Raw genomic sequence first — 23038 nt, 5'->3', positions numbered from 1 at the left:
CCATGACGACGATGACGAATGCAGCGGCGGGGCAGGTCAGCATGTCTGCCGCCGAAATCTATGACCGTGATTTCGTGCCCGCGCTGTTTGGCCAGTTCGCCCCGATGCTGGCCGAGGCAGCCGGGATCAAGGCGGGCGATACGGTGCTCGATGTCGCTTGCGGCACAGGCATCGCGGCCCTTGCGGCATTCGAGCGCGGGGCGGCGTCGGTGACGGGCGTCGACATCAATCCCGGCATGCTGGCGGTCGCGCGCGCCAAGACGGACCGGGTGGACTGGGTTGAAGGCGCGGCCGAGGCCCTGCCCTTCGACGACGGCCGTTTCGACGTGACCCTCTGCCAGTTCGCGCTGATGTTCCTCGCCGACCGCACCCGCGCCCTGCGAGAAATGGCGCGGGTGACATGCCCTGGCGGGCGGATCGCGCTTCTGACATGGGAGGCGCTTGGCCGGAGCCCGGGATATGATCAGCTCGTACCGCTGCTGCGGGAGATCGTCGGGCCCACGGCGGCCGATGCGCTGAGCGCACCTTTTGTGCTGGGGAACATGACGGACATCGAAGCGGAACTGGGCCGGGCGGGGCTGAAAATGGCCGAACACCGCATCCTCACCGGCACCGCGCGGCATGCTTCGCTTGATGGATGGATCGACACGGAAATAGGTGGCTGGACGCTGGCTGAATTGGTGTCGCCCGACCAGCTTGTCACGCTAAAGGCCGCTGCCGCGTCACTTTTCCCGCAATACGTCAGCGGGGATGGACGGGTTGCCTTCCCCGCCCCCGCGCATCTGATCCTTATCCGCACGTAACGCCGATCGGACGCCCAATTGTCTGGGTATCCGTCCCTGATCACTCAGAGATCAAGACAATCCTGTTGCACGTGGGTCACTCAGCGCCTGAACAGCGCCAATCGGCGATAACTGCTTTCCTTTTTTTGCCGCCTATGAGATGTGTTCAGTGTTGAACACAAATTGAGTCGAAACCCGGTGCCACAAGCCGCCACATCCCCTTCGGAAGACGATCAGCTCTTCCGCCTGCTGCGTCAGCTTGACCAGCGGCCCGACGCATCGCAGCGCGCGACGGCGGATGCGCTTGGGGTCAGCCTTGGCACACTCAACACCCATCTGCGCGCCGCGACTGAGGCGGGGTATATCCGTGTCGCCGACCGCAACGGCCCGGACCGCCGCCAGCGCTTCACCTATGAACTGACCACGAAAGGCGCCGCGACCAAGGCCCGCCTGACCGATCGGTTCCTCGCCCGCAAACTCGCCGAATATGACGCGCTTCATGCCGAACTGACCGGCACGGAGAGCGGCCTTCTCCAACTCAAGAAAAGGACCCCTTTGATGCAATCCAATCTTGCCCCGATCCCGGAGCTTTATGTCTCCTACGACTCTGCCCAGAAGCTGAAGCACGAAGCGGGCGCCCTGCCCTCGTGGGACCTCACCCAGCGTCAGGTCTGCGATCTGGAACTGCTGATGAACGGCGGCTTCTATCCGCTCAAGGGCTTCATGACTGAAGCCGACTATGACGGCGTTCTGGACAACATGCGTCTTTCGGATGGCTCGCTCTGGCCGATGCCGGTGACGCTCGACGTGTCCGAGGACTTCGCGGCCAAGGTCGAACCCGGTCAGGACATCGCGCTCCGCGATGCCGAGGGCGTCATCCTTGCCATCCTGTCGGTCACCGACAAATGGGTGCCGAACAAAAGCGTCGAGGCGGAAAAGGTCTTTGGCGCTGACGATATCGCCCATCCGGCGGTGAACTACCTGCACCACACGGCTGGCAAGGTTTATCTCGGCGGGCCGGTGACCGGCATCCAGCAGCCGGTCCACTATGACTTCAAGGCCCGCCGCGACACGCCGAACGAGCTGCGCTCCTACTTCCGCAAGCTCGGCTGGCGCAAGATCGTCGCCTTCCAGACCCGCAACCCGCTGCACCGCGCACATCAGGAACTGACCTTCCGCGCCGCCAAGGAAGCTCAGGCGAACCTTCTGATCCACCCGGTCGTCGGCATGACAAAGCCCGGCGATGTCGACCACTTCACCCGTGTGCGCTGCTACGAGGCGGTTCTGGACCAGTACCCGGCCTCAACCACGCATCTGTCGCTTCTGAACCTCGCCATGCGCATGGGCGGCCCGCGCGAGGCGCTGTGGCACGCGATCATCCGCAAGAACCACGGCCTGACGCATATGATCATCGGCCGCGACCATGCGGGGCCGGGCAAGAACAGCCAGGGCAAGGATTTCTATGACCCCTATGCCGCGCAGGAACTGGTGCGCCAGCATCAGGAGGAAATCGGCATCGAGATGGTCGATTTCAAACAGATGGTCTATGTGCAGGAAAAGGCGCAGTATTTCCCCGTTGACGAAGTGCCGGAAGGGTCGACCGTTCTCGACATCTCGGGCACCGAACTGCGCCGCCGTCTGCGCGAAGGTCTGGAAATCCCCGAATGGTTCTCCTTCCCTGAAGTCGTGACGGAACTGCGCCGCACCTCGCCGCCGCGCGCCAAGCAGGGCTTCACGGTCTTCTTCACCGGTCTATCGGGGTCCGGCAAGTCGACCATCGCCAATGCGCTGATGGTCAAGCTGATGGAGATGGGCGGCCGTCCGACGACGCTGCTCGATGGCGACGTGGTGCGGAAACACCTGTCGTCCGAACTCGGCTTCTCGAAGGAACACCGCGACATCAACATCAAGCGCATCGGCTATGTCGCGTCCGAGATCACCAAGAACGGCGGCATCGCCATCTGCGCCCCGATCGCGCCCTACACGGCCACCCGCCGCGCGGTCCGCGAGATGATCGAAGCTTACGGCGCCTTCGTGGAAGTTCATGTCGCGACCAGTCTTGAGGAATGCGAACGCCGCGACCGCAAGGGGCTCTACAAGCTCGCGCGCGAAGGCAAGATCAAGGAGTTCACCGGTATCTCGGACCCTTACGAAGAACCGAAGAATCCTGAGCTCAAGGTCGAGACCGAGAATGTCGATGTCGACAACTGCGCGCATCAGGTGATCCTGAAGCTGGAAAGCATGGGACTGATCCGAGCCTGATCCGGCAGCCTTGCAGAAACCCAAAAGGTCCCCGGTTTTCCGGGGCCCTTTGTGTTTGGGGATTTGACGGAGGACGTCAGAGCGGCTTGCGCATCCGGTCCATCAGGCCGTCTTTCAGCACGAACTGGTGGTAAAGCGCACCCACAACATGCAGCCCCACGAGCAAAAGGAGCACGTTGAACAGCACCTCATGCACCTCACCCGCATCGCGGATGCCGCCGAACCATGCGGCAATGCCGGTCAGCGGAATCACAATCATCAATGCATAAAGCGCCCAATGCGTCACCGCGGCGGCGGGCTTCATCAGCGGATGCCCGGCATCCGGCGCCGCAGGGGCGCCACGGCGCCATCTGGCGAGCAGTCGCATGGCCGCAAGAACCAGAATCAGAATTCCGGAAATGACATGCACGGTATGCGCGCCCGGCGTCACCTCCTGCCCGCGGTTGAACGCGCGCCAGGCCGCGCTCATAGCATCCTCGCTGACATAGCTGACGATCATCAATGCCAGAACGCCCCAGTGAAGCGCGATCTGTGTGCGGCTGTAGCCTGTAACCTTACTCATCTTGCCCTCATCCTGTCCGAAACCACCGACAATGCGGCAGCCCTTACTTCACGGATCAGAGGGGAAATTCCGTCGCGGGTCAATTTGACCCGGGTTGCACAAACCTAGTGAACGCTGACCGGGGCCATGTCATTCTGGCGCGCCAGAATGAACGCCATCTTGCGGTCCTTGACCAGCGCCAGCCGCTCACCATCCGCATCGTGGACGGCATAGAGCGTTTCCAGCCCAACGGCCTGCGCGCGAATCTCTTCCGGCAGGTCAGCCACCGGCACCTCACGCACATAGACGATGCGTTCGCCCGCGTCCGGCCCGAAATCGTATTTGGTATCCATGCCCGTTCTCCTTACCCTTTCGTGATCCGGATCGTCTGCACGATCTTGTCCGGCACCGCCCGGGTCAGATCGACATGCAGAAGTCCGTTCTCCAGCACCGCACCGGCCACCTCCACGCCTTCGGCAAGAACGAAGCTGCGCTGGAAGGCGCGGGCAGCAATGCCGCGATGCAGGAACACGCGCCCCTCATCCACCTCGTCGGCCTGCCGACCGCGGATCATCAGTTGCCGGTCCTCGACCGTGATCGCGATATCGGCCTCGCGGAACCCGGCCACGGCCAGCGTGATGCGGAACCCGTTTTCCGAGGATTGCTCGATATTGAACGGAGGATAGCCGTCATTGCCGGATTTGGCAGTCCGCTCCACCAGACGCTCCAACTCGTCGAAGCCCAGAAGGAAGGGGTGTGCGGCAAAGGTCAGTTTCGTCATCTCGGGCATGTCCTTGGATTAAGCGACACATCATGCGGGCCCCGCCCAGCGGCGACCCGTGGAAGGAATATGGATATGGAATCGGGCAGCGGCAAGGCGGCCAGGCGCGAAAAGCTTCCCGCCATCACGGGGAATTGCTATCTTCACGGCGTGCAGCACCACGACTCATAACAACAGGGACCTGATGAACGCCCGGATGGAGATGGACAATACGGAGGTTCTGCGCGTCAAGCTCGAGGTTCTCCGCCGCGAACACCGCGACCTCGATGAGGCGATCCATGTGATGGAGACCTCAGGCCGCGCTGACCAGCTTACGTTGAAACGGCTCAAGAAGCAGAAACTCGCGCTCAAGGACCAGATCGCGCGGATCGAAGATATCCTGACGCCCGACATCATCGCGTGACTGCGGACACAGTGCAGGAACGGATTTTCAAATCCGTCCAAAAATCTTTCTTCAAGATTTTTCGCATCCCCCATCGTCCGGCGGCCTTGCCCGCAAGCGGCTCACCGGTATAGTGCGCGCTCCAATTCGCGGGCACGGGGACAGCCATGAGCGTAAAGGTCGGTATCATCATGGGGTCGCAGTCCGACTGGCCCACGATGAAGGAGGCAGCATCGGTTCTGGATGAACTCGGTGTGAGCTATGAGACGAAGATCGTTTCGGCCCACCGCACGCCCGACCGGCTCTGGGCCTACGGCAAATCGGCCGTCGAGCGTGGGCTGCAAGTGATCATCGCAGGCGCAGGCGGGGCCGCGCACCTGCCGGGCATGATGGCGTCGAAGACCCGCGTGCCGGTGATCGGCGTGCCGGTCCAGACCAAGGCGCTTTCCGGCGTCGACAGCCTTTATTCCATCGTCCAGATGCCCAAGGGCTATCCGGTGGCCACGATGGCCATCGGGGCGGCGGGCGCGGCGAATGCCGGGCTCATGGCTGCGGGCATCCTCGCGCTGAACAATCCCGGCCTTGCGCAGCGCCTTGACGCGTGGCGCGACGCCCTTTCCGCCTCCATCCCGGATGAGCCCAAAGATGACTAAGACGCTTCCCGCCGGTTCCGTCATCGGCATTCTTGGCGGCGGTCAGCTTGGCCGCATGCTGTCGGTCGCGGCCGCACGGCTTGGCTACAAGACGCATATCTACGAACCGATGGCCAATCCACCCGCCGCCGATGTGGCCCACGCGGTGACGACCGCACCGTATGAAGACCTATCCGCGCTGACAGCTTTCGCCAAGTCGGTCGCCATCGTCACTTACGAGTTCGAGAACATCCCGACCTCGGCACTCGACGCGATCGAGGCGATTTGCCCGATCCACCCGAACCGCCGGGCGCTGTCAGTCAGCCAGGACCGGCTGATCGAGAAAGGCTTCCTTCGCGACCTCGGCCTTGCCACCGCGCCCTATGCCGCCGTCGACGATGCCACCGATCTTGCCGAGGCGCTGGTGGAAATCGGCGCGCCTGCAATCCTGAAGACACGGCGGCTTGGCTACGACGGCAAGGGACAGGCGCGTCTGAAATCCGAGCTCGATGCCGATACGGCCTGGGCAGACATGCAAGGCGCCTCATCCATCCTCGAAGGCTTCGTCGCATTCTCGCATGAAGTTTCGGTCATCGCCGCCCGCAGCCTGTCGGGCGAAGTCGCAGCCTTCGATCCGGGCGAGAACGTGCATGAGGGCGGCATCCTCAGGACGACCACGGTGCCCGCCCGCCTGACCGCAGCCCAGCGCACCGACGCGGTGCTGCTTGCCGCGAAAATCCTGAACGCGCTCAACTATGTCGGCGTGATGGGGGTGGAACTTTTCGTCACTCCGGAAGGCCTGATCGTGAACGAGATCGCCCCCCGGGTGCATAATTCCGGCCACTGGACGCAGAACGGCTGCGCCGTCGATCAGTTCGAGCAGCATATTCGGGCGATCGCGGGCTGGCCGCTCGGCGACGGATCACGGCATTCCGACGTCGTGATGGAGAACCTGATCGGCGACGACATCGGCCGTATCCCGGATATCGCGAAGGAAATGCATGTGGCGATCCATCTTTACGGCAAAGCCGAGTCCCGACCTGGCCGAAAGATGGGTCACGTGAACCGGATCTCAAAACACAACTGACATCGAATTGTCCCGGCATCGTCGGGGCTGATATGTGCCGGGGCACCGACGGCTGTGACGTCTGCGCCTGACCATCCGGATACCGGCACGTCATCGAAAGCACTAAAAAAGCCGGGCAGATTACTGCCCGGCTTTTTATCGATTTCTGGTCGCGATCGAAGGATCAGGTGCCCGACGAAGAGCCGGCAGCCGCCGCCGCGATTCCCAGCAGCAGCAGGCCGCCGATCAGGGCGCCATTGCCCGAACCCGCCGGGCCAGCAACAACGACCGGGTCGCCTTCAACCATCGGGTCGGACATACCGCCGGCGAATGCCGTACCAGCCGACAGGCCAAGCACAACGGCAATGGTCATCACTTTTTTCATGTTCGTTCTCCGGTTTCAGATACGTTAGCGCGCGGCGCCATTATTGCTTAAACCGAAACACAATCATGGCGCGAAGAAAAGTAGAATTTGACGGATCGGCGGATTCTGACCCGAATGTTGCATTGCCGCCAGAACTAACCCGCAAAGCTCTGTGAAACATAAAGCCGACCGCAATATTCCGATCTCGGATCGAATCCGACTGCCGATCCGACCTGCGTTACCTTCCGGTCAAGGATGTTGCGCCGATGCTTTGTCGATCCCATCCACAGATCGACGATGGTCCGCGCCATCGAGGCGTAGCTGTGCGGCGGAATCATCTGGCCGCCATTCGTGGCGAAACCGCAATTCGCCCGGTCGCGGATCAGGAACCGGCGACCATCAAGCTGATACCGCGCGATATAGCCGATATTCTCTGACCCGGCGCGAAACCGGATGCCGGAGGATTTCAGCCGGGCGACGGCAGTGGCCTGCCCCGCAACCGTCGAACGGTGCGACAATTGCTGCGACCGCGCCATCCATTTCGCATGGGTTCCCGCGACCTTGCGCAGTCCCGTGGCCTGCTTGAGCGCAGGCAGCCCCTTCTTGCAGCGATGATAGTTGAGTTCGGCCAGAATCGCCTTGTCTGCAAGGCCCTGATCAATCCGAGCATTCGCCTTGATCATCGTCTCTGCCCCTTTGGGCATGTTGCGCGAACAGGCCTCAGCCGTGCCTGCGGCAAGCGTCACGGCGACAGCGGCACTCAGCAAGGCTCTGGCAGCAAGATTTCGCATCATCCCCTCCGTGCTCGACACAACGCGGCAGCGCATGCGTCACTGTGCATGAAACTTTGGCAATAACGTGGCCCGGCCATGCCGTTTTCGGGCCGGGGCGTTGACAGGGCGTAGGGGATCGTTCCATGTCGTCGCACTGTATTTGTCGAGGGTTCATTCATGAAAATCGCAATGATCGGAACCGGCTATGTCGGCCTCGTCTCTGGTGTATGCCTGTCAGACTTCGGACATGAAGTGACCTGCGTCGACAAGGACCCGCGCAAGGTGGAAATGCTTTTGCGCGGAGACGTGCCGATCTACGAACCCGGCCTTGATGTGCTGATGGCCCGGAACGTCGCCGCCGGACGGCTGACATTCACCGGTGACCTGAATGCGGCTGTCGACGGGGCGGACGCTGTATTCATCGCCGTCGGCACACCGACGCGGCGCGGCGATGGCCATGCCGACCTGACCTATGTGATGGCGGCAGCTGAGGAAATCGGCAGCGCGCTCACCGGCTATGCGGTCATCGTCACCAAATCGACCGTGCCCGTTGGCACCAATGCCGCTGTCCGCGCGGTGATCGAGAAGACGTCGCCCGAGGCGGATTTCGACGTCGCCTCCAACCCCGAATTCCTGCGTGAAGGTGCAGCGATCGACGATTTCATGCGCCCGGACCGCGTCGTCGTCGGCGTGACCTCGGATCGCGCGAAAAAGGTAATGGGCGAGATCTACCGCCCGCTTTTCCTGCGCGACTTCCCGATCCTCTACACTGATCTGGAAACCGCCGAGATGATCAAATACGCGGCGAATGCCTTTCTCGCGACCAAGATCACCTTCATCAACGAAATCGCCCGGCTTTGCGAAAAGGTCGGCGCGGATGTGAAGCAGGTGTCAAAGGGCATGGGCCTCGACAACCGCATCGGCAATAAGTTCCTGCATGCCGGTCCCGGCTATGGCGGGTCATGCTTTCCGAAGGACACTTCCGCACTGGCCCGGATCGGGCAGGAACATGCCGCCCCGATGCAGATTGTCGAGACGGTCATCAAGGTCAATGACGAGATCAAACGGCGGATGATCGAGAAGGTCATGGACCTCTGCGACGGTTCGGTGAACGGCAAGATCGTGGCGGTTCTGGGTGTGACCTTCAAACCCAATACCGATGACATGCGCGACGCGCCCTCGCTGACCATCGTGCCCGCCCTGGTCGGTAATGGCGCCAAGGTCCGCGTGGTCGACCCGCAGGGCAGGCGCGAGGGCGAAAGCCTTCTGCCCGGCGTGACCTGGATGGAGGATGCCTATGCCGCCGCCAAAGGCGCGGACGTGGTTGTGATCCTCACAGAATGGAACGAGTTCCGGGCCCTCGACCTCGCCCGGCTTGCCGGCGCGATGAAGACCGCCCGCATGGCCGATCTGCGGAACATCTATTCGCCGAAGGATGCCGAGGCCGCAGGATTCGGGGCCTATTCCGGCGTGGGGCGCTGACCGCGCCTTCCGGGGCGCTGCCCAAAACTCCGAGGTATTTTCGAACAGAAAAATTCAGGGCGCAAAGATGCCCTTGAAGTCCTCGCGAAGCGCGGCCTTCTGAACCTTGCCCATCGTGTTGCGCGGCAGCGCATCGCGGAATGCGATATGCTTGGGCTGCTTGAACTTCGCGAGGCTTTGCCCAAGCGCCGCGCGGATCGCCTGCGCATCAGGTGCGGCGTCGGATTCCGGCACCACGACAGCCACCACGCCCTCGCCAAAATCGGGATGCGGCGCGCCGATCACGGCGCTTTCCAGAACGCCCGGCAGCGCGTCGAGGACCAGTTCAACCTCTTTCGGGTAGACATTGAAGCCGCCCGAGATGATCAGGTCCTTGCCCCGCCCGACGATGGTGACATAGCCGTCGTCATCCATCACCCCCAGATCGCCGGTGATGAAAAACCCGTTTTCGCGCAGTTCCTCGGCGGTCTTTTCCGGCATGTTCCAGTAACCCTGGAACACGTTCGGGCCGCGCACCTCGATCGTGCCGATCTCTCCCGCCGGCAGATCCACACCCGATGCATCGCAGACCTTTACCTCAACGCCCGGCAGAGGGAACCCCACGGTGCCTGCGCGGCGGTCGCCCTCATAGGGGTTTGACGTGTTCATATTGGTTTCGGTCATGCCGTAGCGTTCGAGGATGACATGACCGGTCCGGTCCTGCCACTGGCGGTGGGTCTCGGCCAGCAGGGGCGCCGAGCCGGAGATGAAAAGCCGCATCCCCGCCGTCAGATCGCGGGTCAGACGCGGATCGTCGAGCAGCCTTGTATAGAAGGTCGGAACCCCCATCATCGCAGTGGCCTGCGGCAAGTGCCGGATCACCTCGCCTGCATCGAATTTCGGCAGGAAGATCATGCGCGCGCCCGCCAGCAGTGCGACATTGGTCGCGACGAAGAGGCCATGGGTGTGAAAGATCGGCAAGGCATGCAAGAGCACGTCCTGATCCGTGAAGCGCCAGTACCCGACCAGCACCTCGGCATTCGACAGAAGGTTCGCATGGCTCATCATCGCGCCCTTCGACCTTCCGGTCGTGCCCGACGTGTAAAGCAAAGCCGCGAGGTCGTCCGCGTCCCGCTCTGCGATGGACGCCGGAGTGGCCATCGTGGCGTCATCAGTGAAACTGCCCGTCCCGTCGGTATTCAGCACCGCAAGCTGCGCGCCCGCCTTCGCCGCAACCGGGGCGAGGCCCGCCTCGGCGCGGCCGTCGCAGAGCAGGAGTTTCGCCCCGGCATCACCCACGAAATACGCGACCTCGGCAGCGGTATAGGCGGGGTTGAGCGGCAGAAAGACGACACCCGCCCGGATCGCCCCGGCGATGACCGCCAGCATGTCGGGACTTTTCTCCAGTTGCAGCGCCACCCGGTCGCCGGGCACCAGCCCCATGGCCACCAGCGCCCCGGCGAACCGTGCAGCGCGGTCGGCAAAGGCGGCATGGCTGACCCGCCCCCCGTCCGGCAGGATCAGGAAATCGGCATCGCGCCCCTCGTGCCGCCCGAAGAGAGCGTCGTAAAGATGATTTCCCATGGCCTGCCCCTGCTTCGTCCTGCCCGAATTACTGCCACCAGTAGTCAGACTCTAGCCCCGGTGGCGGCCGGGCAAAAGGCTGACGGCGAAAAGCCCGGCGGCAGCCACGACAATTGACGGCCCGGCGGGCGTGTCGAAGTGAAGCGAGGCCCAAAGACCGGCAATCACCGCCGCCACACCGATCAGAACGGACAGAAGCGCCATCGCCTCGGGGCTGCGGGCAAATGCCCGCGCCGTCGCGGCGGGAATGATCAGCATCGCCGCGATCAGAAGCGCGCCGACGATTTTCAGCGCCACCGCGACCACCAGTGCCAGCGCCAGCGTCAGCACCAGCTTTTCGCGCCGCGGGTCAAGGCCCGAGGCCATTGCCAGCTCCTCGTTCACCGTTGCCGTCAATAGCGCGTCCCAACGCCACAGGATCAGCGCCATAACCGCGCCCGACCCGACCCAGATCCAGATCAGTTCACCCCACCGCACGGTCAGCACATCGCCGAAGAGATACGAGGACAGGTCCGCCCTGACCGAGGGCAGGAACGACACGGCGACAAGGCCAAGCGCAAGCGCCGAATGGGCCAGAACACCAAGCGCGGTATCGGCCGCCCGCCCCCGCCCGCTCAGTCCGTTGACCGCCAGCGCCATGGTCAGCGCCACGATCATCGTGCCGACAAGGACCGGCAGCGAGGCGGCCAACGCCAGCGCAACGCCAAGGATCGCCGCATGCGCGGTCGCATCGCCCATATAGGCCATGCGCCGCCAGACGACGAAGGCCCCGAGCGGTCCGGCGGCCAGCATCAGGCCGATCCCGGCCAGGCCGGCGCGGATGAGGAAATCGTCAGGCATGCTCGTCCTCGTGCCGGTGCGCATGATCATGGCCATGGTGCGCGTGATCATCTCCGTGATCGTGACCATGGTCATGAACGTGACGGTAAAGCGCCAGCGCCCCACCCGTCCCGAACCCAAAGAGCGCGCGATATTCCGGCGCCGCCGAAACGACATGCGGCGCCCCTTCGCAGCAGACATGACCGTTTAGGCAGATGACCCGGTCCGAGGCGCTCATCACCACATGCAGATCGTGGCTAACCATCAGCACGGCGACACCCGTCTCGGCCCGCACCTCCTCGATCAGGTGGTAAAAGGCGGCGATGCCCGGCTGGTCGAGACCCTGCGTCGGCTCATCGAGAATCAGAATCTCCGGCCGGGCCAACAATGCGCGCGCAAGCAGCACGCGCTGCAATTGCCCCCCGGACAGTCCCGCCATCGGCCGGTCGCGCAGCCCCGGTACGCCGGTCCGGACCAAAGCCGCCTCCGCCTCGTCCATCGGAACCCGGTGCGGCAGTGACAGGAACCGGCCCACCGTCATCGGCAAGGCCGCGTCGATATGCAGCCGTTGCGGCACATAACCGATGCCAAGCCCGACCCGGCGGATCACCTCGCCTTCCGCAGCGGGCTCCAGCCCGATCAGCGCGCGGATCAGCGTCGACTTGCCCGAGCCGTTTGGACCAACGACGGTCACGATCTCACCCGGCCGGATTGCGAAATTCACGCCCTTCAGCACCGTCGCCGCGCCGTGCCGAACGCAGAGCCCCCGCGCCTCGATCAGCGTCACGATTCTGCCTCCGCGCAGGCCGGGCACAGCCCAAGCGCCTCGACATTCGCCCGCTCCACGGTGAAGCCGATATCGGCGGCCGCCTTGCCCAGCGCGGCATGGATCGCCGCTGCCGGCGCCTCGGCCACGGCGGCGCAGGACTTGCAGATGAGGAAGGCGGGGCTGTGCGCCTCGCCCGGATGCATGCAGGCAGCAAAAGCGTTCAGGCGCCGGATCCGATGTGCCAGACCCTGATCGACGAGATAGTCGAGCGCCCGGTAGGCCACCGGCGGCTGGTTGCCGAACCCGGCATCGGCGAGCTTTTCAAGAACCTCGTAGGCCCCCATCGCCCGGTGCGATTCGAGAAGGATTTCCAGCGTGCGGCGGCGAACCGGCGTCAGCCGCGCGCCGCTGATCGCCTCTGCCCGGGTCAGAACGTCGCCCGCGCAAGCCCTGTGGTCATGGGCCTCAAAGGCCAATGCCGGATCAGTCATTTTCGCCCCCCTGGTGTCACGTCATCATCGACTTGACATGTTATGCTATAACATACGATATCGCTCTCGGGCCGACAATCCCCTCTCTACCGATCCGGAAGGAACCGACATGCGCACGGCAATCCCCCTCGTCACAGCACTCATGCTGATGGCTTCGCCAGCTCTCGCCGAAGCGCCCGAGGTCGTGACTGACATCCCCGTCGTCCATTCGCTGGTATCGCAGGTCATGGGCGATCTCGGCGCGCCCAGCCTGCTTCTGGATCAGGGGGCGGACGTTCATGATTTCCAGCTCAGACCTTCGCAGATCAGTGCTGTTCAGGGGGCGGACCTCATCGTCTGGATCGGACCCGAACTGACGCCATGGCTCGACCGTATTGTCGATGAAGGGACAGACAACCAGTCGCTGGAGCTGCTGCACCAAACCGGTACGACGATCCGTGAGTTTGAAGCCGACCACGACAACGAAACAGACCATGACACGCATACCGGCCACAGCCACGACTTGGATGGCCACGACCACGCGCATCATGCCCCGGTATCGGGTGAACACGATCACGACGGCCTCGATCCTCACGCCTGGCTCGATCCTGACAATGCCGCGCTCTGGATCGGCCTGATCGCCGACGCGCTGGTCGAACGCGACCCCGGCAATGCCGTTGCCTACCGCGCCAACGCTTCGCTGGCCCTTGGCCGGATCAATACGCTCGCGGACGAACTGGAAGAACAGCTCGCCACCGTGAAAGATCAACCCATCGTCGTCGCCCACGACGCATACGGGTACTTCGCCGATCATTTCGGCCTGACGATCGCCGCGAGTCTCGCCGAAGGTGATGCCGCTGATCCGGGCGCCGCACGGCGGTCCGAACTTCGCGCCCTTCTCGAAAGCGGCGGGGCGGCCTGTATCTTCCCTGAGGCCATGGGTGACCCCGACATGGTGACGGTTCTCGCCGAGGGAACCGAAACCCGCATCGGCGCGCCGCTCGACCCCGAGGGACGCGGCCTGCCACCCGGGCCGACGCTCTACGATCAGATCATGGGCGGGATGGTCATGGCCATCACCGGCTGCCTCGCGGGAAACTGACCACCCTCACTTTCGGCAGCGCGACGGACTTGAAGGATCTTGGAACAAAATCCGCCATGTCGGCCGGATGAGTTTTGGTCAAAGTTTCTCCGGCCCACTTTCGGGAATGTCCGCTCTGTCCCGAACCCGAGCCGCAGAAGCAAAACGCCCCGGCAGGGCCGGGGCGTTCGGGGATCACTTGTCGTCGTCATCCTCGTCGTCATCGTCATCATGCGGCAGGTTGAAGAAGCTGTCGGCATTCGAATAATCCGCCGGGTTCTTCTCCTCGTCCTCCTCGCTCTGGCTGAGCGAGAAGTTTTCCAACCCCGCGATCGAGGACGGCATCTTCGGTTCGGACGACATGCCAAGCGACTGCTCGGTCGAGACGAGCTTGCGGCGCTCGTCATCGGTCATCACTGCACCGTCGGCGGCCTTCTTCTTCGCAGCCTTCTGCACGGCGGCGTCCAATTCCGACTGACGGCAGAGGCCCAGCGCGACCGGGTCGATCGGCGTGATATTGTTGATGTTCCAATGCGTCCGCTCGCGGATCGAGGCAATGGTCGGCTTGGTGGTGCCAACGAGCTTGCCAATCTGGCTGTCGGCCAGTTCAGGGTGGAACTTCACCAGCCACAGGATCGCCGCCGGACGGTCCTGACGCTTCGAGAGCGGGGTATACCGCGGCCCCCGGCGCTTTTCCTCGCCGACCGAGGCCGGATTGAACTTCAGCTTCAGCTTGTAAACCGGGTCCTTCTCGGCCTTGTCCAACTCCGACTGGTCAAGCTGGTTGTTGGCGATCGGATCGAAGCCCTTAACGCCGACGGCCACGTCGCCATCGGCGATGCCCTGCACCTCAAGCTCGTGCAAGCCGCAGAAATCGGCGATCTGCTTGAAGCTCAGCGTCGTATTGTCCACCAGCCACACGGCCGTGGCCTTGGCCATAAGCGGTTTGTTCATACGGCATCTCCTTTACAAATCTCTCCCGTGCCGGGAAAACGGCCGCGACCTTTCGGGCCGCCTTTCCTCGTTTTCGGGGAAGTTGGGGGGCTATATAGTCCTTCGCGCGACCGGAGAAAAGAGAAAATGCGCTGGCTTGCCGCCCTTGCCTTTCTGCCCCTGCCCGCTTTTGCCGAAGGCGAAGCGGCGGGCGCCTTTGACTACTACATCCTGTCGCTCTCATGGTCGCCCACCTTCTGCGCGCTGACCGGCGACGCGCGGGGCGAGGATCAGTGCGACCCCCGGCACGATCACAGCTTCACACTGCACGGTCTCTGGCCGCAATACGAGTTCGGCTGGCCCAGCTATTGCCGCACCTCCGCGCGCGACCCCTCACGCTCGGACACGCGGGCGATGGTCGATATCATGGGGTCGTCGGGGCTGGCCTGGCACGAATGGAAGAAACATGGCCGCTGCTCGGGTCTTTCGGCAGACGACTATTTCGCGGCCTCGCGCCTGGCCTACGACAAAGTGGAAATCCCCGATGTCCTCGCCCAACTCGACCGCGATGTGAAACTGCCCGCGAGCGTGGTGGAGGAGGCATTTCTGGAAGCCAATCCCGGCCTTGACCGCAACATGATCACAATCACCTGCGAGGCGGGCCGAATCGACGAGGCCCGCATCTGCCTGACCCGCGATCTGGAGTTCCGAACCTGCGGCGAGGACGCAATCCGCGATTGCCGGATGCGCGACGCGCTCATGGAAAAAGTGCGCTGACGGCGCCCGACTTGTTGCCATACGTTTTGCCGACGTAACGCAGACGGTGTTCTGACGGGCATTATTACGCTTTTTCAGGGACTTGCCCCAGATCCGGTTTTAATGCGCCTCGGCCCAGTTCGCCCCCTGCCCGGCGTCGACCACCAGCGGCACATCGAGATGGACCGCCGGATGGGCCGCGCCCTCCATCACATCCCGCGCCGTCGCGATCAGCTTGTCGACTGCGCCTTCCTCGACCTCGAAGAGAAGTTCGTCATGGACCTGCAACAGCATCGTCGCGGGCAGGTCCGCGATGGCAGCGGGCATGCGGATCATCGCCCGCCGGATCACATCCGCCGCCGCGCCCTGAATCGGCGCGTTGATCGCCGCGCGGCGGGCGAACCCGGCATGGGGACCCTTGGCATTGATCTCGGGCGTGTGGATCTTGCGCCCGAAAAGCGTCTGGACGAAGCCTTTTTCCTTGGCGAAGGCCACCGTCGCCTCCATGTAGTCCCTGATGCCCGGGAAGCGTTCGAAATAGCGGTCGATGAAGCCCTGCGCCTCGGCCCGCGGAATGCGCAGGTTGCGGGCGAGGCCAAAGCCGGAAATGCCATAGATCACACCGAAATTGATCGCCTTGGCCTGACGGCGGACCATCGGGTCCATGCCCTCGACCGGCACGTTGAACATCTCTGACGCGGTCATCGCGTGGATGTCGATCCCATCACGGAAAGCCTGTTTCAGCTGCGGAATGTCAGCGACATGGGCGAGGATTCGAAGCTCGATCTGTGAATAGTCGAGGCTCACCAACCGCATGCCCGGCCCAGCGATGAACGCCTCGCGGATGCGGCGGCCTTCCTCGGTTCTGACAGGGATATTCTGAAGGTTCGGATCGGTCGAGGCAAGCCGCCCGGTCGAGGCGCCCGCGATGGAATAGGAGGTATGGACCCGCCCGGTCTCGGGATTGATCGCTGTCTGAAGCGCATCGGTATAGGTCGATTTCAGCTTGGAAAGCTGCCGCCAGTCCAGCACCGTCGCCGCCAGCCGCGCGGCATCCGGGTTTACATCCTCCAGCGTCGTGATGTCCTCCAGCACATCCGCGCCGGTCGCATAGGCGCCGGTCTTGCCCTTCTGGCCACCCTCGACCCCCATCGTGTCGAAGAGGATCTCACCCAGCTGTTTGGGGCTGCCCACATTGAAGGGCTGACCGGCGATCTCCTGCGTCTCGGCCTCCAGCCCCGCCATCTTCTGCGCGAAGGTGTTCGACATGCGGGCCAGCACCTGACCGTCCACGCGGATCCCCGCCATTTCCATGTCCGCGAGCACCGGCACCAGAGGGCGTTCGAGCGTCTCATAGACCGTCGTCACCTTCACCCGGTGCAGGTTGGGCTTGAAGGCCTGCCAGAGTCGCAGGGTGATGTCGGCGTCCTCGGCGGCATACTTGACCGCCTCGTCGATAGGCACGCGGTCAAAAGTGACGGCTGACTTTCCTGTGCCCAGAAGCGATTTGATTTCAATGGGTTTGTGGGCCAGATACCGTTCTGACAGCAGGTCCATGCCGTGATTGTGCTGACCTGCATGCATGGCGTAGGACATCAGCATCGTGTCGTCGATAGGCGTCACCCGCAGCCCATGGCGGGCAAAGATCTTCCAGTCGTATTTCATGTTCTGGCCGATCTTGAGGATCGCATCATCCTCCAGCACCGGCTTCAGGATTGACAGCGCCTCGTCCATCGCCATCTGCCCATCGGACAGATCGTTCGACCCAAAGAGATCGCCGCCGCCCTGCTTATGGCCCAGCGGGATGTAACAGGCCTCACCGGGGATGACCGAAAGGGAAATCCCCACCAGTTCGGCCCGCATCTCATCAAGGCTGGTGGTTTCGGTATCGACGGCGACATAGCCCCGCTCGCGGATCAGATCGATCCAGCGGGTCAGCGCCACGGCGTCGCGGATACATTCGTATTTTGCATGATCGAAGGGCGGCTGGTCCGGTGCGGGGGCCTCCTCCTCGGCGTCGTGACTTACCGGCACGGCTGGCGCCTCCGGGATCGCCGGGGCCTCCACCTTCAGCGCCTCGGCTACGCGCTTCGTCAGCGTCCGGAACTCCATCTGCGTCAGGAACCCCATCAGCGGCCCGGCCTCGGGGTCCCGCACCTCCAATTCGTCCAGCGTCCATTCCACCGGCGTATGATCATCTAGCGTCACCAGCCGCTTGGAGATGCGGATCAGATCGGCATTGTCGATCAACGCCTGACGGCGCTTGGGCTGCTTGATCTCTTCCGCGCGCTCCAGCAGCGTTTCCAGATCGCCGTATTCGTTAATCAGCAGGGCCGCCGTCTTGATGCCGATCCCCGGTGCGCCGGGCACGTTATCGACGCTGTCCCCCGCAAGCGCCTGCACGTCGATCACCCGGTCGGGCTTGACCCCGAACTTCTCCTCGACCTCATCGACACCGATGCGCTTGGACTTCATCGCATCGAACATCTCGACGCCGTTGCCGACCAGTTGCATCAGATCCTTGTCGGACGAGATGATCGTGACCTCGCCCCCGGCCTCGCGCGCCTGCCGGGCAAGGGTGGCGATGATGTCATCTGCCTCATATCCCTCCATCTCAAGGCAGGCGACGCCGAAGGCCTTCGTCGCCTCCCGCGTCAGCGGAAATTGCGGCCGCAGGTCCTCGGGCAGGTCGGGCCGGTTGGCCTTGTACTGATCATAGATCTCATCGCGGAAGGTCTTTGACGAATAGTCAAACACACAGGCGATATGGGTCGGCGCGTCATCGACCTTGTTATTGGCAAGCTGCGACCAGAGCATGTTGCAGAATCCCGCAACCGCGCCGATGGGCAACCCGTCCGATTTGCGGGTCAGAGGAGGCAAAGCGTGATAGGCACGAAAGATATAGGCCGAGCCGTCGATCAGATGCAGATGGCAACCTTTGCCGAAGGCCATGATCAGACTCCCCTTCCCGTATCGGACGCCCCGAGATATGGCAGAGACGGGCGCGGGGGTCCATGGGCGGGGGACCGGTCCGACCCTCGCTGCAGTGACAATCACCGGGCCGAAGGCGGCAGCGACCCCAAATCAAGGCATGACAGACATGGATTACGGAAAATCAGGCGCGGCCAAGACGGGCAAGCACGCTCCGCGCCACAAGGAACATAACGCCAAGGGAAGCGACAAGAACCCCTTCGGCAAGCAGCCATCGAAAGCAGAGCTGCTGAAGCGGATGAAGGAAGCCGCGGCAAAGAAATCCTGAATGGGGCGCGGCGTTAGCGCTCAGTGATCGTCATGCGCATGAGCGCGGTCGATCTCATAGCGCTTGTCGCAATAGCCGCATTCGACGAAACCGGTCTCATGCGGGATCGTCAGCCAGACGCGCGGATGGCCAAGCGCGCCCTCACCACCGTCGCAGGCCACTTTCCAGGTGGTCACAACCTCGGTCTCGGGGGCGGGGATGGTCATCTGGGCAACTCCGTCGGAAGGTTTTCTGCATGATAGCGATTGTGATGGGATGAACAAGCGTGCGCCGCCTGTCAATCCGCCCGTTTCAGCATGGAGCCCAGCACCCGGCCACCAAGGACATGCAGGTGATAATGCGGCACTTCCTGCACCCCATGCGCACCGGCATTCGATATGGTGCGGTAGCCCTGACCGCCCTCGCCGGGGGCGGCCTTCATCATCCGGCAGACCTCGCCCGCCGCGCGGGTGAAATCGGCGATTTCCTCGGCGCTGGCCTCGGCCGCGAAATGATCGAAGTTCACGTAAGGTCCCTTCGGGATCACCAGCACATGGACCGGCGCCTGCGGGCCGATATCGTGGAAGGCCAGCGTATGCTCGGTCTCCAGCACCGTCTTGTTGGGTATTTCGCCGCGCAGGATACGGGCGAAGATATTGGTGTCGTCGTAAGCGTAGGCCATGGTCGTCCTCAGTCGGAAAACAGGTGTTCGGTTGCCGCGATCTTGCGCGCCTTATCTTCCGGGATAGACAAAAACGCAGCCAAAGGCACGGCGTTTTCGTCCGGCCAGGCGGTCTCGCGCATCCGGTGCAGATGGGTGAACCCGGCATCCGCGATCCGGTCGCTTTCATGGCGCAGATCGTTGCGGATCGTCGGCAACAATCGCGTCATCGCCTCGGGTCCCGCCTGCTCGCCCGCAAGCCCGATCCGCTTTGCATGGCCGGTCAGGTAATCATCGCAAAACTGGCACTGAACCTCCAGAAGCCGCGTCGTGGCCCGGTCCGCGCAAAAATCCTGCAAAAGCTCGAAATTCTTCGGGTCCATGCAGACCAACAGGCGGTCGGTCTGGTGGTAGTCAAAGAGCATCCGCATCAATGCCCGGCGGTGGCGGGTGCGTTTTTCAATTGTCGACTGAATACCGCCGAGGTCGGGAAGCTCGGTCGCGCCCTCGTCGAAAAGGTACTCTATGACCGGGATGTCCAACTCTTGCCGGACAAGACCGAGCAGCCGTCGCGCGACATGCCATTTCTTGCAGATCACGATCAGAAGCTCGCGCTCGCGCCCAAGGCTCGCCTCGGCTTCCCAGAATCGCGGCGCATAGCGGCGCCCCTCGCGCCCCCGGTCGGTCACGAACCGGTAAAGCCGCTGCCCTTCGTTCGAAATCCGGAACTCCGTCCCCTCCGAGGCATAGAGAACGCCAAGCCGCCGCTTCAGCTCACGCGCCTCAGGGCTGACCTTGCGGGCAAAGAGGAAATCCTGGCTCAACAGCAAGTCATAGTGATCGTTGTAGAACGTGACCGGCATCCCGTAATCGGAAAACATCAGGAACGTCAGAGTGCGCGACCGGATTTCGGCATCCGGCACGACATGACGGACAACGGTCTGAAAGAAGGTCTCATCCGGGATCCATGTGGTGCGGAAGAACCGCATCACGTTCGTGCGCTTGCGGGTAAAGTCCAGCACCCATTCGATCGTCCGCCGCCTCAGGCACCACCACTGGCTGCCGATCATGATCTGCAGGTCTGCAGGAATCGCACGACGCCAGCCAAGCCGTTTTTGCAGTGCCATCGCGCCGTAAAACAGCCGCTTGTTGTTGCGTTCGTTGAACAGGTGGCGATAGATCAGCCGCTCTTCCTTGATCCCGGTCTTGATCCAGTCCGAGCCGAAGAAATCGAAGCTCTCGATGTAATCGACATCGGCGCTATCGAGAAAGGCATGGGCATATTCGGCCGACTTGATGGCCATGCAATCGCCCGACAGCATGTAGAAATGGGTCGCGTCCGGAAAGGCCGATACCGCCGCTTCGACCGCGTGCAAAGTCGCCTGAACAAGGCTCCATTCCCCCCAGCCGCACCTGATCCGGCGCCGCGCGAAGGTGACATTAGGGTTGCCATCGAGCGCCTTTCGGATGCGGTCATAGTCCGCTTTCGGCGCGCGCGCATCGAAATGGATCGACATGCAATCGCCCACCGCCGTCAGCCGCTCGGCTTGCCGTATGATCCCTTCGGGGTCCTTGTGGCATAGGAGAATGAAGGCGATTTTTGCCATTTACGAAACGATGAGGCCCTTCTTGCCGTTTTGTTGCCCCAGATAGCTTTATCTGCCGTTGAAAAGACAGTGTTTCTTTGCTCTTTAGGCCGTAATTGTCGTGCAGGATAGTGCCCGGTTGCTTACGGGCAAGTTGGAGGTAGGCGTTATATGGGTTTTCCCGGCACCTGGATGACGGAAAGCGAAAGCGTGGTGTATCGCGTGGTGCCGAAATGCGCCTGCTCCACGATCGGTCAGATCATGTTTTATTCCGATCACGGCAGCTTTTTCGACGGCGACATCCACGATTCGACTGCCGGCCTGCATAAATGGGCGCAGGAGCAGAGTCAGGCGCTGATCGAGGCGAATGTCGTCGCCCACAAGAGCTATTCCTTCACCTGTGTGCGCAATCCCTATACCCGCATCCTGTCTTCCTTCTTCGACAAGATCTGCGGCATCCAGAGGAACGGAAAACGCTATCGCGGCAACCTCGTCCCGCTTCTGATCCAGAAATACGGGATCGAGGTCGGCGACCCGGAAAACGGCTTCGAGTTTGACCAGATCAAGTCCTTCCGCCGCTTCCTCCTCTTCGCCCGCGACACGATCCGCTGGCGCAAACCGATGGAACCCGACATCCACTGGTCCGCCATGTCGGGCCATATCGGGACCTTCATCGCCAATGGCGGGCGTTACGACAACATCGTCTTCACCGAGAAGTTCAATGACGGCATGCAAAGCGTGCTCAACAACATCGAGACGAAGCAGGATGTGAACCTGAAGGAAATCCCGAAGTTCAACGAAAGCGAAGGCCACGGGCCGAAGCGGGCGCATCCGGTGGAGGATTATTTCGACGACCTCTCGATGCACCTTATGTGGGAGATCTACCACAAGGACTTCCAGCTTTTCCGCTACGATTTCGACAATCCGGGCAACAAGATGCCGGTGGGCGAGATCGACCTCAACGAGGTCCATGTCAAACTCGCGAACTGAGATGGCGGGCTATTCCGGCACGCCTCTTGCAAAGAAACTCGGCATCAGACCCGGCATGAAAGCGGCGGTCGTGAACCCGCCCTGGCCCTATGCCGAAAGGCTGGGCATTGACGCCGCGCCGGACCATATCGGCGCGGACGCGGCCCTGCCCGGCGGGCTGGACTTCCTCCACATCTTCACCCCCTTCCGTGAAGAATTGCACGGGCGGCTGGCCGAAGCGCGGAACCGGATCGCGCCGGACGGCATGATCTGGGTAAGCTGGCCCAAGAAAGCGTCGAAACTCTATTCGGAAGTGACCGAAGATACGGTGCGCGAAATCTGCCTGCCCATGGGGTTGGTCGATATCAAGGTCTGCGCCGTGGACGAGGTCTGGTCAGGCCTCAAGTTGGTGATCCGCAAGGAACTGCGTTAGCCGCCACCCTCGACCGGCGACGCATCATAGGTCAGATACCCCATCGCGGCACGTTCGATACGCTGGCGCAACGCGCCGTAATCGACTGACCTGCCCGACACAGCCATCATGACGATCCCGCGTGTCATCGCGACCAGATCGGCCACTGCTGTATCCGGATCGGCCACCCCTCTGCGCCGCAGGCAATCGGCCATCGCCTCGCGAACTTTCCCGCGCTCGGCCAGCACATCGGGGTCGCGCGGCAGCCGCGCCTCGGCCTGTTCCAAGGCCGCGGTCAGCCTTGGTTCGGTTTCGTACTGGTGAACCGCTGCCGCCATCAACCGGGGCACTGCCTCGGCCAGCGGCATGTCCTGTGCCTCGGCGCTTGCCTTCATCAGCCGCGCAGACATCGACAACCGCATCCGGCGCACCAGTTCCGCAAGGATCGCATCCCGCGACGGGAAATACTGGTAGAGCGACCCGATGGAGACCCCGGCCCGTTCGGCCACCCGGTTCGTCGTGACCGCCTCCAGCCCCTCGGCCTCCAGAATGCGAGCAGTCGCCTCCAGAATCGCCTCGACCGTGGCCCGGCTGCGCGTCTGAACCGGTACTTTTCTTGGTTTTGGCTTGTTTTTAGGTTCGGTTGCCATATGCGAGTATGAAAGCTGAGTATTTGCTCACATTATGGGTTAAGCAGGCATTCAATCAAGGGGGCA

General features: G+C 62.6%; 26 protein-coding genes. 11 read left to right on the top strand and 15 right to left on the bottom strand.

What is annotated here, in order from left to right; genetic code table 11:
- Window positions 1-2 precede the first annotated feature (2 nt).
- A complete protein-coding gene (locus QKW60_RS11325; protein ID WP_282368838.1) occupies window positions 3-803 on the top strand; it encodes a class I SAM-dependent methyltransferase in 801 nt (266 codons plus the stop codon).
- A gap of 177 nt (window positions 804-980) precedes the next feature.
- Entirely contained in the window at window positions 981-3044 is a 2064-nt protein-coding gene (locus QKW60_RS11320) for a bifunctional sulfate adenylyltransferase/adenylylsulfate kinase (RefSeq protein ID WP_282368837.1), read from the top strand.
- A 76-nt stretch (window positions 3045-3120) separates the two neighbouring features.
- Here the strand turns inward: QKW60_RS11320 and QKW60_RS11315 are convergent, their stop codons facing one another.
- The 3 genes from QKW60_RS11315 to QKW60_RS11305 all read right to left on the bottom strand — a co-directional run bounded on the left by QKW60_RS11315 (window position 3121) and on the right by QKW60_RS11305 (window position 4366).
- Window positions 3121-3606 carry a cytochrome b gene (locus QKW60_RS11315; protein ID WP_282368836.1) on the bottom strand — a complete coding sequence of 162 codons (486 nt, stop codon included), beginning with the start codon at window positions 3604-3606 and terminating at the stop codon, window positions 3121-3123.
- A gap of 104 nt (window positions 3607-3710) precedes the next feature.
- A complete protein-coding gene (locus tag QKW60_RS11310) occupies window positions 3711-3938 on the bottom strand; it encodes a DUF1150 family protein (protein ID WP_282368835.1) in 228 nt (75 codons plus the stop codon).
- An 11-nt stretch (window positions 3939-3949) separates the two neighbouring features.
- Window positions 3950-4366, bottom strand: a complete 417-nt coding sequence (locus QKW60_RS11305) for an Hsp20 family protein (protein WP_282368834.1) — start codon at window positions 4364-4366, stop codon at window positions 3950-3952.
- Window positions 4367-4550: 184 nt separating this feature from the next.
- Here QKW60_RS11305 and QKW60_RS11300 point away from each other — a divergent pair, with 184 nt between their 5' ends.
- The 3 genes from QKW60_RS11300 to QKW60_RS11290 all read left to right on the top strand — a co-directional run bounded on the left by QKW60_RS11300 (window position 4551) and on the right by QKW60_RS11290 (window position 6467).
- Window positions 4551-4769 (top strand): YdcH family protein, encoded by a 219-nt coding sequence (locus tag QKW60_RS11300; RefSeq protein ID WP_263741651.1) that lies wholly within the window; start codon window positions 4551-4553, stop codon window positions 4767-4769.
- 146 nt (window positions 4770-4915) lie between these two features.
- Entirely contained in the window at window positions 4916-5401 is a 486-nt protein-coding gene (purE, locus tag QKW60_RS11295; protein ID WP_282368833.1) for a 5-(carboxyamino)imidazole ribonucleotide mutase, read from the top strand.
- The gene (locus tag QKW60_RS11290; protein WP_282368832.1) at window positions 5394-6467 is read left to right on the top strand and encodes a 5-(carboxyamino)imidazole ribonucleotide synthase; all 1074 of its coding nucleotides are present in this window, start codon (window positions 5394-5396) and stop codon (window positions 6465-6467) included. Before purE ends, QKW60_RS11290 begins: the two co-directional genes overlap by 8 nt.
- Window positions 6468-6630: 163 nt before the next feature.
- Here the strand turns inward: QKW60_RS11290 and QKW60_RS11285 are convergent, their stop codons facing one another.
- Both QKW60_RS11285 and QKW60_RS11280 read right to left on the bottom strand, forming a co-directional pair.
- Window positions 6631-6831, bottom strand: a complete 201-nt coding sequence (locus tag QKW60_RS11285) for a hypothetical protein (protein WP_282368831.1) — start codon at window positions 6829-6831, stop codon at window positions 6631-6633.
- Window positions 6832-6965: 134 nt separating this feature from the next.
- Window positions 6966-7601 (bottom strand): CAP domain-containing protein, encoded by a 636-nt coding sequence (locus QKW60_RS11280; RefSeq protein ID WP_282368830.1) that lies wholly within the window; start codon window positions 7599-7601, stop codon window positions 6966-6968.
- A gap of 159 nt (window positions 7602-7760) precedes the next feature.
- On the opposite strand from QKW60_RS11280, the gene QKW60_RS11275 reads away from it, so the two are divergent.
- Complete coding sequence (locus tag QKW60_RS11275; protein ID WP_282368829.1) at window positions 7761-9065, top strand: UDP-glucose dehydrogenase family protein; 1305 nt, start codon at window positions 7761-7763, stop codon at window positions 9063-9065.
- A 54-nt stretch (window positions 9066-9119) separates the two neighbouring features.
- On the opposite strand, the gene QKW60_RS11270 is transcribed toward QKW60_RS11275, so the two are convergent.
- The 4 genes from QKW60_RS11270 to QKW60_RS11255 are packed head-to-tail and all read right to left on the bottom strand — an operon-like array spanning window position 9120 to window position 12707.
- Window positions 9120-10628: a malonate--CoA ligase gene (locus tag QKW60_RS11270; protein ID WP_282368827.1), complete on the bottom strand. Its 1509-nt coding sequence runs from the start codon at window positions 10626-10628 to the stop codon at window positions 9120-9122.
- A gap of 51 nt (window positions 10629-10679) precedes the next feature.
- Window positions 10680-11468: a metal ABC transporter permease gene (locus QKW60_RS11265; RefSeq protein WP_282368826.1), complete on the bottom strand. Its 789-nt coding sequence runs from the start codon at window positions 11466-11468 to the stop codon at window positions 10680-10682.
- The gene (locus tag QKW60_RS11260; RefSeq protein WP_282368825.1) at window positions 11461-12234 is read right to left on the bottom strand and encodes a metal ABC transporter ATP-binding protein; all 774 of its coding nucleotides are present in this window, start codon (window positions 12232-12234) and stop codon (window positions 11461-11463) included. Before QKW60_RS11260 ends, QKW60_RS11265 begins: the two co-directional genes overlap by 8 nt.
- Complete coding sequence (locus QKW60_RS11255; RefSeq protein ID WP_282368824.1) at window positions 12231-12707, bottom strand: transcriptional repressor; 477 nt, start codon at window positions 12705-12707, stop codon at window positions 12231-12233. Before QKW60_RS11255 ends, QKW60_RS11260 begins: the two co-directional genes overlap by 4 nt.
- A gap of 109 nt (window positions 12708-12816) precedes the next feature.
- Between QKW60_RS11255 and QKW60_RS11250 the strand changes: the two genes are divergently transcribed.
- On the top strand, window positions 12817-13788 hold the full coding sequence (locus QKW60_RS11250) for a zinc ABC transporter substrate-binding protein (RefSeq protein ID WP_282368823.1): 972 nt from the start codon (window positions 12817-12819) through the stop codon (window positions 13786-13788).
- Window positions 13789-13962: 174 nt separating this feature from the next.
- Here the strand turns inward: QKW60_RS11250 and QKW60_RS11245 are convergent, their stop codons facing one another.
- A complete protein-coding gene (locus tag QKW60_RS11245; RefSeq protein WP_282368822.1) occupies window positions 13963-14721 on the bottom strand; it encodes a DUF1013 domain-containing protein in 759 nt (252 codons plus the stop codon).
- A gap of 126 nt (window positions 14722-14847) precedes the next feature.
- Here QKW60_RS11245 and QKW60_RS11240 point away from each other — a divergent pair, with 126 nt between their 5' ends.
- Window positions 14848-15477, top strand: a complete 630-nt coding sequence (locus tag QKW60_RS11240) for a ribonuclease T2 family protein (RefSeq protein WP_282368821.1) — start codon at window positions 14848-14850, stop codon at window positions 15475-15477.
- 99 nt (window positions 15478-15576) lie between these two features.
- Here the strand turns inward: QKW60_RS11240 and polA are convergent, their stop codons facing one another.
- Window positions 15577-18408, bottom strand: coding sequence for a DNA polymerase I (polA, locus tag QKW60_RS11235; RefSeq protein WP_282368820.1), 2832 nt, complete (start codon window positions 18406-18408; stop codon window positions 15577-15579).
- Between the two features lie 37 nt (window positions 18409-18445).
- On the opposite strand from polA, the gene QKW60_RS11230 reads away from it, so the two are divergent.
- Entirely contained in the window at window positions 18446-18715 is a 270-nt protein-coding gene (locus QKW60_RS11230; protein ID WP_282369091.1) for a hypothetical protein, read from the top strand.
- Window positions 18716-18735: 20 nt separating this feature from the next.
- Here QKW60_RS11230 and QKW60_RS11225 read toward each other — a convergent pair whose 3' ends face one another.
- The 3 genes from QKW60_RS11225 to QKW60_RS11215 form a co-directional block, all read right to left on the bottom strand.
- Window positions 18736-18921: a zinc-finger domain-containing protein gene (locus QKW60_RS11225; protein WP_282368819.1), complete on the bottom strand. Its 186-nt coding sequence runs from the start codon at window positions 18919-18921 to the stop codon at window positions 18736-18738.
- A 71-nt stretch (window positions 18922-18992) separates the two neighbouring features.
- The gene (locus QKW60_RS11220; protein WP_282368818.1) at window positions 18993-19376 is read right to left on the bottom strand and encodes an HIT domain-containing protein; all 384 of its coding nucleotides are present in this window, start codon (window positions 19374-19376) and stop codon (window positions 18993-18995) included.
- Window positions 19377-19384: 8 nt separating this feature from the next.
- Window positions 19385-20962, bottom strand: a complete 1578-nt coding sequence (locus QKW60_RS11215; RefSeq protein WP_282368817.1) for a DUF5928 domain-containing protein — start codon at window positions 20960-20962, stop codon at window positions 19385-19387.
- A gap of 150 nt (window positions 20963-21112) precedes the next feature.
- Here QKW60_RS11215 and QKW60_RS11210 point away from each other — a divergent pair, with 150 nt between their 5' ends.
- The gene (locus tag QKW60_RS11210) at window positions 21113-21931 is read left to right on the top strand and encodes a sulfotransferase family protein (protein ID WP_282368816.1); all 819 of its coding nucleotides are present in this window, start codon (window positions 21113-21115) and stop codon (window positions 21929-21931) included.
- A complete protein-coding gene (locus QKW60_RS11205) occupies window positions 21912-22343 on the top strand; it encodes a DUF3052 family protein (protein ID WP_282368815.1) in 432 nt (143 codons plus the stop codon). The genes QKW60_RS11210 and QKW60_RS11205 overlap by 20 nt, the downstream gene beginning before the upstream one ends.
- Here the strand turns inward: QKW60_RS11205 and QKW60_RS11200 are convergent.
- The gene (locus tag QKW60_RS11200; protein WP_282368814.1) at window positions 22340-22972 is read right to left on the bottom strand and encodes a TetR/AcrR family transcriptional regulator; all 633 of its coding nucleotides are present in this window, start codon (window positions 22970-22972) and stop codon (window positions 22340-22342) included. The genes QKW60_RS11205 and QKW60_RS11200 overlap by 4 nt on opposite strands.
- Window positions 22973-23038 lie beyond the last annotated feature (66 nt).

Origin of the sequence: Albidovulum aestuarii, assembly GCF_029961185.1 — a bacterium.
In the GTDB taxonomy this organism is placed as follows: Bacteria; Pseudomonadota; Alphaproteobacteria; order Rhodobacterales; family Rhodobacteraceae; genus Albidovulum; species Albidovulum aestuarii.
The sequence above is the reverse complement of the archived record's forward strand: the minus strand, read 5'-3'. Positions and strand labels throughout refer to the sequence as shown.